Annotated in this window: 17 protein-coding genes; 7 read left to right on the plus strand and 10 right to left on the minus strand. The window is 71.1% G+C overall.

Translation table 11 applies throughout. The features are described from left to right. Window positions 1-92: 92 nt before the first annotated feature. Window positions 93-1253, minus strand: coding sequence for a S1 family peptidase (locus ADL12_RS46450; protein WP_062714897.1), 1161 nt, complete (start codon window positions 1251-1253; stop codon window positions 93-95). A gap of 434 nt (window positions 1254-1687) precedes the next feature. On the opposite strand from ADL12_RS46450, the gene ADL12_RS46455 reads away from it, so the two are divergent. Genes ADL12_RS46455 through ADL12_RS46465 form a run of 3 tightly spaced genes read left to right on the plus strand, consistent with a single transcriptional unit; the run spans window position 1688 to window position 3752 of the window. Next, on the plus strand, window positions 1688-2194 hold the full coding sequence (locus ADL12_RS46455) for an SRPBCC family protein (RefSeq protein WP_062714899.1): 507 nt from the start codon (window positions 1688-1690) through the stop codon (window positions 2192-2194). Beyond that, entirely contained in the window at window positions 2194-3252 is a 1059-nt protein-coding gene (locus ADL12_RS46460) for an LLM class flavin-dependent oxidoreductase (protein WP_062714901.1), read from the plus strand. Before ADL12_RS46455 ends, ADL12_RS46460 begins: the two co-directional genes overlap by 1 nt. Then, window positions 3249-3752 (plus strand): winged helix-turn-helix transcriptional regulator, encoded by a 504-nt coding sequence (locus ADL12_RS46465; RefSeq protein WP_062714902.1) that lies wholly within the window; start codon window positions 3249-3251, stop codon window positions 3750-3752. Before ADL12_RS46460 ends, ADL12_RS46465 begins: the two co-directional genes overlap by 4 nt. Before the next feature lie 12 nt (window positions 3753-3764). Here ADL12_RS46465 and abc-f read toward each other — a convergent pair whose 3' ends face one another. Further along, window positions 3765-5411 (minus strand): ribosomal protection-like ABC-F family protein, encoded by a 1647-nt coding sequence (gene abc-f, locus ADL12_RS46470; RefSeq protein WP_062714904.1) that lies wholly within the window; start codon window positions 5409-5411, stop codon window positions 3765-3767. A 253-nt stretch (window positions 5412-5664) separates the two neighbouring features. Between abc-f and ADL12_RS46475 the strand changes: the two genes are divergently transcribed. After that, window positions 5665-6138 carry a hypothetical protein gene (locus ADL12_RS46475; protein ID WP_062714906.1) on the plus strand — a complete coding sequence of 158 codons (474 nt, stop codon included), beginning with the start codon at window positions 5665-5667 and terminating at the stop codon, window positions 6136-6138. A gap of 296 nt (window positions 6139-6434) precedes the next feature. Further along, window positions 6435-6872, plus strand: coding sequence for an ATP-binding protein (locus ADL12_RS46480; RefSeq protein WP_062714908.1), 438 nt, complete (start codon window positions 6435-6437; stop codon window positions 6870-6872). 49 nt (window positions 6873-6921) lie between these two features. On the opposite strand, the gene ADL12_RS46485 is transcribed toward ADL12_RS46480, so the two are convergent. Together ADL12_RS46485 and ADL12_RS46490 are read right to left on the minus strand one after the other, a co-directional pair. Continuing rightward, window positions 6922-7362 (minus strand): ATP-binding protein, encoded by a 441-nt coding sequence (locus ADL12_RS46485; RefSeq protein ID WP_062714910.1) that lies wholly within the window; start codon window positions 7360-7362, stop codon window positions 6922-6924. Window positions 7363-7509: 147 nt separating this feature from the next. Further along, window positions 7510-7881, minus strand: a complete 372-nt coding sequence (locus tag ADL12_RS46490) for a hypothetical protein (protein WP_062714912.1) — start codon at window positions 7879-7881, stop codon at window positions 7510-7512. Between ADL12_RS46490 and ADL12_RS46495 the strand changes: the two genes are divergently transcribed. Further along, window positions 7874-8242 (plus strand): ATP-binding protein, encoded by a 369-nt coding sequence (locus ADL12_RS46495; protein WP_062714914.1) that lies wholly within the window; start codon window positions 7874-7876, stop codon window positions 8240-8242. The genes ADL12_RS46490 and ADL12_RS46495 overlap by 8 nt on opposite strands. A 99-nt stretch (window positions 8243-8341) precedes the next feature. Here ADL12_RS46495 and ADL12_RS46500 read toward each other — a convergent pair whose 3' ends face one another. Beyond that, a complete protein-coding gene (locus tag ADL12_RS46500; protein WP_062714916.1) occupies window positions 8342-9373 on the minus strand; it encodes a zinc-dependent alcohol dehydrogenase in 1032 nt (343 codons plus the stop codon). A gap of 42 nt (window positions 9374-9415) precedes the next feature. Continuing rightward, on the minus strand, window positions 9416-10240 hold the full coding sequence (locus ADL12_RS46505; protein WP_062714918.1) for an IclR family transcriptional regulator: 825 nt from the start codon (window positions 10238-10240) through the stop codon (window positions 9416-9418). Window positions 10241-10287: 47 nt separating this feature from the next. Here ADL12_RS46505 and ADL12_RS46510 point away from each other — a divergent pair, with 47 nt between their 5' ends. After that, entirely contained in the window at window positions 10288-12003 is a 1716-nt protein-coding gene (locus ADL12_RS46510) for an IlvD/Edd family dehydratase (protein ID WP_208614764.1), read from the plus strand. A 52-nt stretch (window positions 12004-12055) separates the two neighbouring features. Here the strand turns inward: ADL12_RS46510 and ADL12_RS46515 are convergent, their stop codons facing one another. The 4 genes from ADL12_RS46515 to uppS all read right to left on the minus strand — a co-directional run. Beyond that, complete coding sequence (locus ADL12_RS46515; RefSeq protein ID WP_062714977.1) at window positions 12056-12550, minus strand: peptidylprolyl isomerase; 495 nt, start codon at window positions 12548-12550, stop codon at window positions 12056-12058. Window positions 12551-12693: 143 nt separating this feature from the next. Further along, the gene (locus tag ADL12_RS46520; RefSeq protein WP_063806822.1) at window positions 12694-13539 is read right to left on the minus strand and encodes an aminoglycoside adenylyltransferase domain-containing protein; all 846 of its coding nucleotides are present in this window, start codon (window positions 13537-13539) and stop codon (window positions 12694-12696) included. Window positions 13540-13734: 195 nt separating this feature from the next. Further along, the gene (locus tag ADL12_RS46525; RefSeq protein WP_062714919.1) at window positions 13735-14844 is read right to left on the minus strand and encodes a beta propeller repeat protein; all 1110 of its coding nucleotides are present in this window, start codon (window positions 14842-14844) and stop codon (window positions 13735-13737) included. Window positions 14845-15000: 156 nt separating this feature from the next. Next, on the minus strand, window positions 15001-15759 hold a 759-nt coding region (gene uppS, locus ADL12_RS46530), incomplete at its 5' end, for a polyprenyl diphosphate synthase (RefSeq protein WP_062714979.1).

Below are 15759 nucleotides of genomic sequence, written 5' to 3' on the forward strand. Positions count from 1 at the left end.
CTCGTGCGTCACAGGCATGGGTCACTCGGCGGTGCATGCGCTGAACGGAGGACATGTACCGGGCCGCCGCACCGCAGCTCCCCGCCTCTGCATCAGGCCGTGTGCAGGGTCAACCCGTAGCGGCCCAGTATCTCGTTGACGGGCTGGAACCAGGTCTCCCCGCCGCCGGAGCAGTTGCCCCAGCCTCCCGAGGTGACTCCTTGGGCCTGGTCGCCGCTGATGAAGGAGCCTCCGGAGTCGCCGGGTTCGGCGCAGACGCTGGTCTTCGTCATCTGGTGCACCGCGCCCTGGCTGTAGTTGACTGTCTCGTTCTTGGCCAGCACGGTGCCGCAGTGCCAGTGCGTCGTGGAGCCCGACCGGCATATGGAGGTGCCGACGGGTGCCTCGGCCGAGCCGCGTACGAGGCGGTCCGGGACCGTGCCCCAGCCGAGGACCACCGGCACTGTCCACCAGCCGCTGCCGACGCTCACCCAGGCGTAGTCGTTGTCCGGGAACGAGGAGCCCTGGAACGTTCCGACGTAGGTGCCGTCCCAGCCCCTGACGCCGGCTCCCTGCCCACCGCAGTGCCCTGCGGTGATGAAGCCGCCGTGCACCGAGAAGCCTATGGAGCAGCGGACGTTGCCTGTGTAGTAGGGGTCGCCGCCGACCGTTCCCGCCGCGAAGGTGCGCGGGCCGGCGGAGACCGTCTCGACCGTGACGGGGCCGGTGGCGAGGGCGCGGGAGACGAATCGCCGGACATCGTTGTCGGCCCGCCTGTCGCGGACGACGTTCACGACGACCGTGTTGGCCACCGGATCGACGTGCCAACTGCTCACGCCGGACGGGGCGGGGAGTCGGTCGATGCGCGCCTTGGTCACGTCGAGTTCTCGGGCGCTGTGCGCGACGGTGCGAACGGCCGCTCCGGTTGCCCGGACCTCCCGTACGGTCGCGGGCGCGGCGTCCGACGTGACGGCCACGGTGAGCCGCTCGCTCTTCGCGTCGAACCACGAGCCGCCGTAGGTGGATCCGGCTGCTGTGCGTGCCTTCGGCATGACGTCCATGGCGGTGCGTTCTGCCGCCAGCCGTACCACGGCCCGCTGCTCGGGCAGGCCGAGGTCCCGTTGCATCGCCTCCAGCAGTCCGGGGGAGGCGGGCTCGGTTTCGGCCACCGCGGGGAAGTCGGTCGCCGCTGCCGACCCGGTTCCGCCTGCGGTCCAGCTGCCGAGGACGAGCAGTAGGGCGAGACCCGCGTACTTGAGTCTGGTGCGTCTCATAGGAGTTGCCCTTCGTCGTTCCAGCAAGGTGGGGTGGAACAACCGCAATCTGAGAGCGCTCTCATTCAGGGTCGGGCAGAGTTTAGCCGTGACGGCACATCAGGTCCATACCAATGCGTTGGCGATGGTCCGCCTGATGCTCGTCCGGCTCGCCGGGCAACCGTCTCGGTGGAGCCATGAATCCCACCGCGCCGGGCCCTCGTCGTCGACGAGTCGCAACGTGCCCTCCGGAGCTTCGGACAGGAACATCGGCACCAGGTACTCGGTGTGCGTCATGCGCTCTTCACGGGCCAGGTAAAGCGCTGCTTGCCCTCTCGGCGGGGGAGTGGGCAGAGCAGCCCGCCGCATTGCCGTCGACTGAGCATTGACGCGGTGAGTCTCGTTACGCAACTCTGGGGGTCGCAGTCCTTCGTCGTGGAAGGGGTTGGTGCGGAGTGGAGTGGACGGGTGCACGTTATGCGGACACGCCCACCGTGGAGGTGCGGGCGTGGGTCGACGCGCCGCCGGACCGGGTGTGGCGGATCGTTTCCGATGTGACGCTGATGCCGGGCATGAGCGAGGAGCTCCAGTCGGTCGAGTGGCTCGACGGCGCGGCAGGGCCCGCCGTGGGCGCTCGCTTTGTCGGCCGGAGCAGGCACGAGGACTTCGGCGAGTGGGAGACCACCTCGCACATCATCGAGTGCGAGCCCCCGCGCGTCCTCGCCTGGGCCGTGGCGGACCCCTCTCGTCCCAGCGCCGTCTGGCGCTTCGGCCTCCAACCCAAGGACGGCGGAACCGAGTTGTCCGAGTGGATGCAGATGGGACCCGGGCGGTCCGGTCTGTCCTTCGCCATCGACAGGATGCCGGAGAAGGAAGAAAAGATCGTGTTCGTGCGCATGCGGGAATTCGAGGCCAACATGACCGCCACCCTGGGGCACATCAGGAAGCTGGCGGAGGCGTGATGAGGGCCGCGACCACGATCGAGGCGTCCGGGCTCGGTTCCTGGACGCAGCAACTGGACTTCGTCGTCGAGGCGGAGAAGCTCGGCCTCGACATCTGCTGGGTGGCCGAGGCGTGGGGCTCCGACGCCCCCTCCGCCCTGGGCTACTACGCCGCCCGCACCGAACGCATGCTGCTGGGCTCCGGCGTCATGCAGGTGGGGACGCGCACCCCGGTGGCTCTCGCCCAGACCGCGATCACCCTCTCCAACCTGTCCCAGGGGCGCTTCGTGCTGGGCCTGGGCCCCTCGGGTCCCCAGGTGATGGAAGGGCTGCACGGCGTTCGCTTCGCCCGCCCGCTGGCGCGGGTCCGCGAGACGGTGGAGATCGTGCGGCAGGCACTGACCGGTGGCAAGATCGACCACTCCGGCACCGAGTACCGCATCCCCCTGCCCGGCGGGGACGCCGTACCCATGAAACTGTCGATGCGAGCCGAGCACCCCGTACCGCTCTACCTCGCTGCTCTGTCACCGGCCATGCTCCGGCTGACCGGTGAGGTCGCGGACGGCTGGCTCGGCACGAGCTTCGTGCCCGAAGGAGCGGCCGACGCCTACTTCGCTCATCTCGACGAAGGGCTCGCGCGCGGCGGGCGCACCCGTGCGGATCTGGACATCTGCCAGGGCGCCGAGGTGGCCTTCGCCCCCGACGAGGAGGCGCTCGGCGCCATGGTGGCCGGCCGCAAGAAGGAACTGGCCTTCAGCCTCGGCGGCATGGGTTCGGCGTCCACCAATTTCTACAACCGCGCCTACAGCAGGCAGGGTTGGGCGGAGGTGGCCGAGGAGGTACGGCGGCGCTGGCAGGCGGGTGACCGGGACGGGGCGGCCGCGCTCGTCACCGACGAGATGGTCCTCGCGACGACCCTGATCGGCACCGAGAGCATGGTGCGGGAGCGGTTGCGCGTCTGGCGCGACGCCGGTGTGGACACCGTCCGCCTGTATCCGGCCGGTGCGGACACGGCCGCCCGGCTCGACACGCTGGGCCGCGCGATCGAGCTGGTCCACGAGGTCGGAGCGCGGGCATGAGCGCGCGCACGTCCTTCGCGAACTGGCCGTGCTCGATCGCGCGGACCCTGGACGTGGTGGGCGACGCCTGGACGCCGCTGGTCCTGCGGGAGGCGTTCTACGGCAGCCGCCGCTTCGAGGAGTTCCAGGGGGAGTTGGGGATCGCCCGGAACACGCTCACCGACCGGCTGCGTCGCCTGGTCGAGGCGGGGCTGATGGAACGACGGCTCTACGAGAGCGAGCCGCCCCGCCACGAATACCTGCTGACGGAGCAGGGCAAGGACCTCTTCCCCGTCCTCGCCGCGATGGCACGCTGGGGCGACCGCTGGCTCGCCGGGCCTGAGGGACCCCCGACCACCCTGCATCACGAGGCCTGCGGCCACGACGGTCATGCTGAGGTCGTGTGCTCCACCTGCCGCGAGCCGCTGCACGCCGACACCACGACCGTTCGGATGGGCCCCGGGTATCCGGAACGGCTCAAGTCCCGGCCCGACGTACAGCGCCGCTTCTCGCCCAACTGACCAGGCATCGGTTCAGCACCTGCGACCGTCGCGCAACTCCAGCCGTTCCCCCGGGAATTGCTGGCGAAAGCTGCGGTCGTGCGAGACCGCGACCACCGCTCCCGGATATGCCGCAAGCGCTGCCTCCAGGTCCTCGACCAGGTCGAGCGCGATGTGGTTCGTGGGTTCGTCGAGCACGATGAGGTCTGCGGGCCGGGTCACGAGGCTCGCGAGCTGCAGCCGCCGCTGTTGCCCCGCGGACAGCGCCGCGACCGGGACGTGCAGGTCCTCCTCGCGGAACAGGCCCAGTGTCAGCAGCTGTTCGGCGTACTCGTCCGGCAGTCCGGGCCGCCCGGCTGCGAAGGCGGCGAGCAAGGGGAGCCGGGTGGAGCGCGCGGGCAGTTCCTGCGCCAGGTACCCGGTCCGGGCGGGGCGGTGCACCGAGCCCGCATCCGGCTCTAGGTCGCCCGCCAGGACGCGCAGCAGCGTCGTCTTGCCCGCCCCGTTCTCGCCCGTGATCAGCAGCCGCTGTCCGGGCATGACCTCCAGCAGCCCGTCCAGGCGCAGCCGCTCGCCGACCGCCACGCCGTCGAGTTGGGCGAGCGGGCACTCGTCAGGCTGCTCGCCGCCTGACGTCGGCAGCGCCGCCGTGAACCTGAGCGGTTCCGGTGGCGCCGCCACCGGGTTGCGCCGCAGGTGGGCCAGCCGCTCCCGAACCGCGCGCACCTGCCCGCCGAGCTTCGCCTCGTGCGAGCGGCGGTGCTTGCCGAAGCCCTGCCGCGGGTCCCTGCCCGTGGTGGCCAGCCTCCTCCCGGCGGCGTCGAGCAGCTCCTCGGCACGGGCCACCTCCTCGAGCCAGGCCGCGTGTTCCTGCTCCGCGCGGCGCCGGGCGGCGGCCTTGGCGGCGCGGTAGCCGGCCCAGCCGTCGCCGTACCGGTGCACTGTCCGTGCATCCCGGTCGACCTCCAGGACGGTGGTGGCGATGCGCTCCAGGAATCCGCGGTCGTGGGTGACGGCGACGACGGTGCCGCGGTGCGCGCGCAGGTGCTCCTCCAGCCGGCGCACGGCCGCCGCGTCGAGGTGGTTCGTCGGTTCGTCGAGGAGCAGCAGCTCGGGGGCGGCGGCCAGCACGCAGGCGAGCGCGAGCCGTGACTGCTCGCCGCCGGAGAGCGTGCCGAGCGCGCGGTCGCGGGTGATCCCGGCGAGTCCGAGCCCGTGCAGCGCGGCGTCGACGCGGGCGTCCGCCTCGTATCCGCCGCGTTCCTCGTACGCGATCAGCAGCTCACCGTACGCGGCGAGTTCGTCCTCCGACGCCTCGCCGAGCCGCTCCTGCGCCGTGCGCAGCCGGCGCTCCAGATCGCGCAGTTCGGCGAGGGCGAGGTCGACGGCGTCCTGCACGGTGCAGTCCGGGGCGAGGTCGAGGGTCTGGGCGAGGTGTCCGAGGCCGCCGGGGAAGCTGACGGTGAGATCCCCGGCGTCCGGCAGCTCGGCGGCGGCGAGCAGCCGCAGCAGGGTGGACTTGCCGGAGCCGTTCTCGCCGATGACGGCGGCCTTCTCGCCCGGGCGGACGGTGAAGGAGACCTGGTCGAGGACGGTCCGGGTGCCGTAGGACTTGGTGACGTCCTTGACGGACAGCTGCGTCACGGCAGCGGGCATGGCGGTATGGGCGCGTTCGCGCATGTGATTTTCCCTGGGGATGCGAAGTGTCCACGGGCAGCGGAGACGGCGGCGTCGGCCGTGCCCGGACTCAGGGGAAGCAGTGGAAAGTCACGCGCCCACCGTAGCAAAACGATCCGTCTCGTCTCTACTCGTTGATGCGGCACAAACGGCGCTGGTGCATGCCGCCGTACAACTTTTCAGGCATGCGACAGGTCTCAACCACCGTACGAACCAATCCGACCTATCAGTACATCTGGTTCCAACGGGGGAACACATGAGCCTGGTCCGCAACCAACACCGCAACCGCAACCGCAACCGCACTCGCCGCGCCGCGACCGCGGCCGTCACCCTCCTGATGGCGGCCGCCCTCGGTGCAGCCGGCACCGGAGCGTCCAACGCCGGCACGGCGGCACCGCAGACGCGGCAGATCGCCTCGTCCGTGCTCGGCAGCGACTACAAGGTCACGTTGACCGCGCTGCGGTCGACGCAGGACGAGTACGCCGCCTCGGTGCGGCTGCAGGTCTACAAGCAGAGCGGCGGGGCCTGGAAAGAGTCCGACCGGGTCACGGTGGGAGACGTCGACGGGTGGTTCTGGTACCCGCTGACCGGCAGTGGTGCCGTCTGCGAGTTCTCCACCGCGAGCACGGAGCCCGCGCCGCTCGACGTGAGTCTGCTGATCACGCCTTCCATCGGCTGCTCGGAGCCCACGCACTACGTGGTGAAGGAAGGCAGGGTGTTCGCCGGCTGACCCACGAGGCCCGCGCCCTGTCGTCGGACGGCGAACCGATTCTGTCGGGCACCGCAGATGGGCGTCTGACCAGGCAAGTCACGGTCAGGCGCCCATCGCGGCCCCGTCCGGCACCACTGCCGGACGGGGCCGCAGTCCGGTCGGCACAGCAGGCGCCGTCCTCTCTCTCGTCCGTGTGGCCCCGCGCCTTCGACCAGTTTCGGACGCGTAGCCGCGCTCCGGCTGGGAACCAGCGGGGGTGGAAGCAGCATGACGAGTCACGGTGGCCGACGGGCGGACGGGCCGAAGAAGGTGTGATGGCGACCGAATCGCGCGGGGGCGGCAACCCGTCCTCCGAAGAGATCGAGGACCGGGAGGCCAGGTTTGACGGGGGATTCGGTGATGTGACAAGAGCCCGCTTGTGCGCGGAGGAATTCCTGACCACGCTCGCGCGGTCCTCACCGCCGGCGGCGCCCGAGCACCGGGACGACATCCTGCTGGTCGTCAGCGAACTCGCCGCCAACGTCATCCAGTACGCTCCAGGGCCGTTCGGGCTGACCATGCGCAGGGTCTTCGACGGAGTGCACGTGACGCTCGGTGACACGAGCACCACTCCACCGGCGCCGCGTCCCTCCCACCCCGGCCCGGGCGGTGGCGGCGGAATCGGCTGGTACCTGATCCACACGCTGTGCGACCAGGTCAGTGTGGTGGTGCGTGAGGACGGCAAGGATGTGCACGCGTTCCTGCCCTGGTGAGCTGCCCGCAGCCGCAGGCTGCGAGCGGACCCTGCCGGCGTGCGGACTCTCACGTCAGCGGCACCAGTACGCCGACCGTCTTGCCGCCCTCCCGGCGGTGCTCGATGAGGATCTCGCGGGACAGGCGGATGATCAGCGGCCATCCGTAACCGCTGCCCTCGTGCGTGCGGGGCAAGGTACCCGCCCCGTAGGCGGCGGAGGGGACGGCGTCGCTGTAGTCGTGCACGCTCAGCCTCACCCCCTCGGGAAGAAGGGCCAGCTCGAACCCCGCGAGACCGCCGCCGTGCCGGATGGCGTTGGTGACCAGTTCCGACACGACCAGCAGGAGGTCCATGACGGCTCTCTCACTGGCCGGGCCGCACGGGGAACGCCAGTGCTCGTCCACGACCGACCGCACATAACTCCGTGCCGCCGCCGCGCTGGTGATCGGGACCGACCGGCTGCGCGCCGTCCCGCTGTACCCGGCCGGACGCCGCTCCGCCGGCTTCATGACTGCTCGTTCGCTGCCTGCGGGATGCTCGTCGCTGCCCGAGCATCGCAGGCGTCCACCAAGAGGACTGCGGCTTCCGTCACTTCACCATTCCTCGCACGCTGTCGTCTCCGCTTCTCGTCGTCCGTCTGCGTCCATGGGCCTCGGCTACCCGTTCGCGCCCGAACCATGGGGCAGAGCGGCGCAATACGCACCGACGGCGGACAGGTACTCGGGGTCGAGGGTCTCGCGGTCGGTCTCGAAGCGGGGTGCCGCTTTGGCCTCCGCTCGGGTACACCCCACCGTGACCACCCGGGTCTTCATGTCGACGCCGGTGACCGTGCCCGCGGGTATCAGCAGGCTTCTGCCGAACACCCACGCGCCCGTGCCGACGATCAAGTGCCGCAGGGGCGTGTCGTCGGACTGGCGGTCCACATGGCCCACGACTCCGTCGATCGCCTCGACCGTGAACCCCTTGAGAGTCCGCCCCTCCTGATGGCCGCTCCCGGGTGGGTACGACCAGATTCTCGCGGTGCTCACATCGCTCCGGCCCGACACCGCCGCGGCGCTGCGCGACAGCTGCTCGACCACCGCCTCCCTCGGCACCGGCCTCGGCACCTGCCTGCGCACGGCCGACGACTTCGGCCGGCACAGCACGCCCGAGCGGGGAACGATCGCCCTGGCCGGGATCGCTGCGCGCCCGAATCCCGACACCACCGGCCCGCACCCCGTCCCGCTCCCGGTGCGCTCCGGCGGAGTCAACATCCCCCTCGCGAGCGCGGCGTTCTCCGGCGACGCCCGGGCCCTCGCCTCCTCCGCCGCGGTGGAGACGGTGCTGTGCGCGCCCCCACCTGCCCCGGCATGGGCGGCTTCTATCCGGCCACGCTCGACGAGGACCTGAAAGCATCGGCCGACCGACTGTTGCTGTGCCACGTGCACGGCAGCGTGCGGCGGCAGCGGGCACCGGAGTGCTGAGCGGCAGCACCGTGGGAGTTGCTCGTCAGGGTGTCCTCGGCGGACTCGATCGGGGGTTCACGTGGATCTTGGGGCCGGGTGCGGCGCCCTCCGGCCGTTCACCCGCGAGCACCGTGCCGACCTCGTCGAGACTCACCGTGGCGGCGACGAGGGGCCTGGGGTCGACCGCGCCGGACGCGTAGGCCCGGATGGTCGCGTCCAGGCCGGGGGAGGCGGACAGGATCCCCACCGCGGTCACGTCCTTCAGCACGAGCGCGCGGGTGTCGATCCTGCTCGGCTCGCCCGCCAGCCCGATGTACACGACGCGGCCGGCCGGTTCGACCAACTCCAGTGCCCTCTCCGGCAGATGGGCGGCGTTCGAGGCGTCGACGACCGCGTCGAAGGGCAGGTCCGGAAGGGAGCGCTCGTCCCACACGTGCTCGAAGCCCAACGCGTGGGCGAAGGCGGGCGAGCTGTCGGCACGGTCCAGCAGGTGGACTTCCGCGCCCGACGCCCGTAGGAACATCGCGACCAGGAGGCCGATGGTCCCGGGCCCGAGCACGAGGGCACGGTCCCCGGCGCGGAGGGCGGCCGCTCGCGCCGCGCGCAGGGCATTTCCGCCCGGTTCCACGAGCGCGCCGAGTACGGCGTCGACCGAGTCGGGCAGGGCGTGCAACGAGGACGCCGGTACCGCGAGTTGCTCCGCCAGGGCCCCGGCTCGCGCTCCGCGGATACCGACCTCCTGGCGCTTCTCACACACGTGCTGACGGCCGCGAAGACAGCGGCGGCAGCTGCCGCAGCCGAGCATCGTGTCCCCCATGACGCGGCGGCCGATCCAGCCCGCCTCGACGCCGTCGCCGACGGCCGCCACGCGCCCGGCCCACTCGTGCCCGAGCCTCATCGGGTAGGAGGAGTGTCCCTGGTGGAGGTAGGCCATGGCGCCGGTGAAGAACTCCATGTCGGTGCCGCACACGCCGACCCGCTCGACGTCGACGACGACTTCACCGGGTGCGGCCACCGGTGCCGGGAGGTCCTGGACCTCGTACGCGCCGGGGGCGGTCAGGACGAACGCGCGCATGGGACGGCGGCTCCAGAGTGGGGTGGTGAGGGGCAGGGCTCGTCAGGAGTGGGGTTCGCCGAGCGGGCCGAGCAGGGCGCGGATCTCGTCGACGGCGCGGACGAGGGATGCCAACGGGGTCCGGTACGCCAGCGCACTGACGCTCACGGCCCCGGAGGGGATGGTGGGCGAGGTCGGATAGACCGGCAGGGCAAGGCAGTTGACCCCGGTCTCGTTCTCCTGGTCGTCGACGCCGTATCCCCGCTCGCGCGTGGCCGCCAGATCGTGGTGCAGGGCGGCGGCCGTACACAAGGAACGTTCCGTACGACGCTCCAGCGGCCGCTCGCCGATCCACGCCTCGACCTCCTCCACCGTGACCGGCCGCCAGGAGAGCAGGAGCTTTCCTACGGCGGTGGTGTGGGCCGGGTTGCGCCCGCCGATCGTCGAGGTCAGCCGGACGGCACCGGTGGGCGGGTCGACCTTGGCGCGGTAGACGACCTCGCGGCCGTCGAGCACCGCGTAGTGCGCCGTCTCGCCGAACCGGTGGGCCAGCGCCTCGAGCACGGGGCGCACTCGGACCTGCTCGGGGCGGGCCTCGTGGTGGGCGAAGGCCATGCGCAGGAACTCGTCCCCCAGCACGTAGCGCCCGCGGACGTTCTGGTCGGCCAGTCCCGCCCGCCGCAGCGCACCGAGCGCCCGGTGGACGGTCGGCTTGGGACTGGCGACGGCTCTGGTCAACTCCTCCAGCCCCACACCGTCGGGATACCGGGCGAGCGCCTTCAGCACCGCCAGCACCCGGTCCGACCCCACAAGACGGTTGCCGTCGGCGGCGGTTGGACTGTTCGCGCCGAGGGCTGTCGATTCGTCGTACGTCTGCGTATGCTCCATGGCGTTCCAGACTGTAGACCTCCGTACCGTCTGCTGGAAGAGGTCCCATGGTGAGACTGCGCAGCGCACAGTGGTACGAGGGACAGGACCGCAACGCCTACATCCACCGGGCGTGGATGCGCAGGGGCGTGCCCGGCGACGCCTTCACCGGCCGACCGCAGATCGCCATCGCCAACACGGCCTCGGACCTGACCCCTTGCAACGCCCATCTCGACGAGGTCGCCTCCTCGGTGCGCGACGGCGTGTACGAGGCGGGCGGCATCCCGCTGGACCTGCCCGTGGTGTCGCTCGGCGAGACGAACGTGCGGCCCACCGCCATGCTCTGGCGCAACATGGCCGCGATGGCCACGGAGGAGATGCTGCGGGCCAACCCCATCGACGGCGTCGTCCTGCTGGGCGGCTGCGACAAGACGATCCCCTCGCTGCTCATGGCCGTCGCGTCGGTGGACCTGCCCGCCGTCGTCGTACCCGGCGGTCCGATGCTCACCGGGACCTTCCGCGGCACACCGCTGGGCTGCGGCACCGACGTGTGGCGGCTCTCGGAGGAGGTACGGGCCGGGACGCTCTCGCAGGAGCAGTTCACCCGTTCCGAGTCGGCGATGATCCGCAGCCGCGGCCACTGCAACACCATGGGCACCGCCTCCACGATGGCCCTGGTCGCCGAGGCCCTGGGCACGGTCGTCCCCGGCGTGGCAGGAACCCCCGCCCCCGACAGCCGACTGCTGGCCGCCGCGCACCACACCGGCCGCCTGGCGGTGGACATGATCGGCGCCGACCGCCGGCCGGCGTCGATCCTCACCAAGGGGTCCTTCCACAACGCGATCGTCGCGCTCGCCGCCATCGGCGGCTCGACCAACGCCGTCGTCCACCTCCTGGCCATCGCCGGCCGCCTGGGCATCGACCTGACCCTCGACGACTTCGACCGGATCGGCTCCCGAGTCCCGGTCCTGGTGGACCTCCAGCCGGCCGGCCGCTTCCTCATGGAGGACTTCCACCGCGCCGGAGGACTCCTCGCCGTCCTGCGCGAGGTCCGCGACCTGCTCGACCCGGACGCCCTCACCGTCACCGGCGAGCCCCTGGTCGACGCGCTCGACGACGCGCCGATCTGGGACGGCGAGGTCATCCGCACCCGCGCCGAGCCCCTGGTCGCCGAGGGCGGCATCGCCGTCCTGCGCGGCAACCTCGCACCCGACGGCGCGCTCATCAAACCGGCCGCAGCCTCCCCGCACCTGCTGCGCCACCGCGGCCGGGCTGTCGTCTTCGACTCCATCGAGGACTTCCACGCCCGTATCGACGACCCGGACCTGGACGTCGACGCCGACTCGGTCCTCGTCCTGCGCGGCTGCGGGCCCAAGGGCTACCCGGGCATGCCCGAGGTCTCCAACATGCCCCTGCCGAAAAAGCTTCTCGAACAGGGCGTCCGCGACATGGTCCGCGTCTGCGACGGCCGGATGAGCGGCACGGCATACGGCACGGTCGTCCTGCACGTCGCCCCCGAGGCCGCGGCCGACGGCCCTCTCGCACTGGTGCGGACGGGGGACTTCATCACCCTGGACGTCGAGGCCCGCCGCATCGACGTCGACGTACCCCCCGACGAATTCGCCCGCAGAACCCCCAGCAAGGCGACCGTCGCCGGCTACGCCCATCCCCGGCGCGGCTGGGAACGTCTCTACATCGACACTGTCCGCCAGGCCGACACCGGCGCCGATCTCGACTTCCTCGTCGGGTCCAGCGGCTCGGAGGTGAGCCGCGAATCACACTGACCGCGGCGGGGACGGGGCAGGTCCGTGAGGACCTGCCCCCTGCACAAGGCCGTCAGGCGACGACACCGCAGTCGTCGATGACGATCTTCTTGGCCGTCGCGCCCGAGCGGCTGCCGAGGCCCTCGATCGCCTTGACGACGTCCTCGCCCTCGACGACCTCGCCGAAGACGACATGCTTGCCGTCCAGCCACGGCGTCACCACGGTGGTGATGAAGAACTGCGAGCCGTTCGTGCCCGGCCCCGCGTTGGCCATGCTCAGCAGGAACGGCCTGTCGTGCTTGAGCTGGAAGTTCTCGTCCGCGAACTTCTCGCCGTAGATGCTCTTGCCGCCGGTGCCGTTGCCGTTGGTGAAGTCACCGCCCTGCAGCATGAACTCCGGGATGACCCGGTGGAAGGGCGAACCCTTGTAGCCGTACCCGTTCTGGCCCGTCGCCAGCTCACGGAAGTTGCGCGCGGTCTTGGGGACCACGTCGTCGAACAGTCGGAAGACGATGCGGCCGAGGTCTTCGCCACCGGCCGAAACCTTGAAAAACACGTTCTCGCTCATGACCATGATTCTCCACAACAGGCGGCCCGAGATCGAATCGGCCGCGCGCGGCGGTCCCCGACCGGGTCTCAGGATGGAGCAAAACCCGCCGGGGCCGGCCCGAGTGAAACGGCCGGAGCTGGGGACTTGGCGTTCAGGCCGGCTCAGCGGCGTTCCCCTTGGGGGCTGGTCCGGCCAGGCTCCTCTGGTTCAGACCACGAGCCGGGGGAGCCGTCCGCGTGGCCATGACAGACTGCGTAGGCGGCGAAAGCGTGCATGGCGTCGATACTGCCTGGCCGTGGCGGATCGGCCGGGTCAAAGCCACGGTTCCGGTCCTCGATCACCTGGTCGAGCAGCAGGTGCCACATCGGATCCAGGTGGGCGCGGGCCCACTCGAGCGCACCGCGCTTGGAGGCGACCTCACCGGTGTGCAGCGTGAACAGCGCCCGGCAGTAGGCGGTCACGGCATATCGCTGAGCCCAGGCCATGTCGAAGCGGGCCCAGGTCCGCAGGCCGTCCATGAGGCCGGGCAGCATCGTGCGCATCGCCTCGCGCATGGGCTGCGGTGGTACCTCGTCGACCAGGCCGCTGATCGGCGGCCCGGCGACCGTGATGCCGTGGTTCCGGAGAATCCAGCGGGTGTGCAGGCTGTTGCAGTGGGTGTCCCAGGTCAGCTCGCGGTGGCCGTGGTCGCAGAACAGCCACCGCACTCCGAGACCGGGGGCGCCGCGCAGGGACGTGGTGTCCGCGTAGGAGCCTTCCAGGTGCTTCGTCCAGTGGCCGGGACGGGTGGGGATGGCGTCGTGCAGCCGGCGCAGTTCCGCCTCCGCCGCGCCGCTGGGCAGGACGGTGGTGGCGACGATGAAGTCGCAGTCGCTGTGCAGGTCACCGGCGCCCAGCGCGAAGGAACCCTGCAGGTACGCACCGACGAAGGTGTCGCCGAGAATGCCGCGGACCGTGCCGACGAAGTCGGCCAGGAGCGCATCGAGCTCCCGGTAGGGAGTGAACATGGGGGATCTCCGTGCCCGTAGTGAGGGGGGAAGGGTTCACGGGCGCGACGGGATGAAGGACGGACGCCGCCGCGCTCAGGCGCGGTCGGTCCACGTGGCGGCGAAGCAGTAGGACATCACGGCGGAGACGGTAGCCCGAGGCCGACCGCCGATCAAACGAAATCCGGCTCAGTGGCTGACCGTGCCGGATCCGCGTCAGGCTTCGAGGCGTTCCGTGTACGCCTCGGTCGGCGGGGCCGGTGTGGGACTCGTCAGGCCCACCGACCAGAACCCTGCCGTACCGGGAATCGACGTCACGTCATTGAGGTACGGCGCCGGCGCTGCCCCGGCCGGGCCTCGAACGACGGTCCAGTTGCCGCCGTCCCGGCGCAGGTACGTACTGCGGCTCTGATCCTGGTAGTTCCAGCCCGAGATCCATGCCGCGCGACCCTGCGCATCGCCCGCGATTCCGCTCAACGACCCGACGGTGAACCCCGCTTCCACCCGCGTCCAGGCCGTGCCGTCCCAGTGGCTCAGGGCGGGGTTGCCGGGGCGGCCGGGCGGTCCGCCGACGCCGGCCTCGGTGCCCACCGCCCACACATCGTCCGGACCGGCCGAGTGGAGACCGGCGATACTCAGGCGCAGGCCCGCGATCGGGGGCAGGACCGTCCAGGCTCCGTCCCAGCGGGCCACGAGCCCGGACCAGCCTCCGCCGTTCGACCGGTCGCCGCTCACCCAGACCTCGCCCGGCGAGCGCAGTACGACCCGGTACAGAATCGCGCTCTCGACGGGCAGCGGGTCCAGCCACTGCCATCGTTGCCCATCCCAGTGCAGCAGACGGGCGGCGCCGCCTCGGCTGCCGCAGACCCACACCTGCCGGTCCTGGCCGACCGCCACCGCGTTCAACCGGACGTCCGGCTCGCCCCAGCCCGGGAACGTGGCTTCGCGCCAGGTGGTTCCGTCCCAGCTCAGCAGCGGGCTGCCGTTCCCGGACGGCTGGCCCACACTCCACGCGGCGGTGGAGCAGACACCGGCGACGTCGCTCAACCGTGTGTGGTTCAGGTGCGACAGGTCGGTCTTCGTCCAGGCGCTGCCGTTCCACAGCATGGCCAGTCCCCGCCCCTGCGACGGCCCGGCGCGGCCCTCCTCGCCGACAGCCCAGGCCAGATGGGATGCGGCTGCGGCGATACGGCGCAACTGCGCGGCCGGAGTGCTGCCGGGTGCCGGCACGGCCTGCCAGCCTTGCGTCCGGGGCGTCTGCTCGGCGGCCCGGACCGGAGCCGGGCCGAGCGCGATCCCCGAAAGTGTGCCGATCGCTCCTGCCACAAATCGCCGTCGTCTCACTGCTGGATCCCCCCAGGCGGATAGGGCCGGACAGAGCCGGACATGGCCAGGCAAGGCCGGATAGGAGGGACCACCGTGAACCAGCGAGCCGCAGAGTTCTAGATACTCACGTGACAAAGCCCGTATCGGCGTATTGCGTCATGGCTTCGAAGGTCCGGAGGTGGAGAGCTGGGCGGGGATGCGGGGGAGCGAGCCGTAGCGGCGGCTGCGGCGGGCGTACTGTTCGATCGCGTCCCACAGATCGCGGCGGTCCATCTCGGGCCAGGGCGTGTCGAGGAACAGCAGTTCGGCGTAGGTGGCCTGCCAGGGAAGGAAGTTGGAGGTCCGCTGATCGCCTCCGGTGCGCAACAGCAGGTCGACGTCGGGCAGTTCGGGGACGTGCAGGTATCGGGCGAAGGCATGCTCGGAGACAGAGCCGGGGTCGATCCTGCGGGCGACGGCATCCTCAGCGAGCTTGACGGCGGCTGCCGTGATCTCGCAACGGCCGCCGTAGTTCACACACACGGTCAGGGTCAGCCCGGTGCGGTCGCGGGTGATCCGCTCGGCCTCGACGAGCGTCTCGATGACGTCGGCCGGCAGGCGGGAGCGTACTCCGGCCCAGCGCACGCGGACGTCCACAGTCGTGTCGTCGTCCGTCAGGCGGCGCAGGCACTCGGGGATCTCGTACATCAGGGCGTGCAGTTCGTCGGCAGGTCGCTTCCAGTTCTCGGTGGAGAACGCGTACACGGTCAGGTGCTTCAGGCCGATCTCCAGGGCACCGTGGACGACGTCGATCAGCGCGTCGGCGCCCGCCCGGTGGCCGTCGCTGCGCGGCAGTCCGCGGGCGGCTGCCCAGCGGCCGTTGCCGTCCATCACGATCGCGACGTGGCGGGGCATGGCCTCGGCGGGCAACCGGGG

Origin of the sequence: Streptomyces regalis, from assembly GCF_001509475.1 — a bacterium.
Taxonomy (GTDB): domain Bacteria; phylum Actinomycetota; class Actinomycetes; order Streptomycetales; family Streptomycetaceae; genus Streptomyces; species Streptomyces regalis.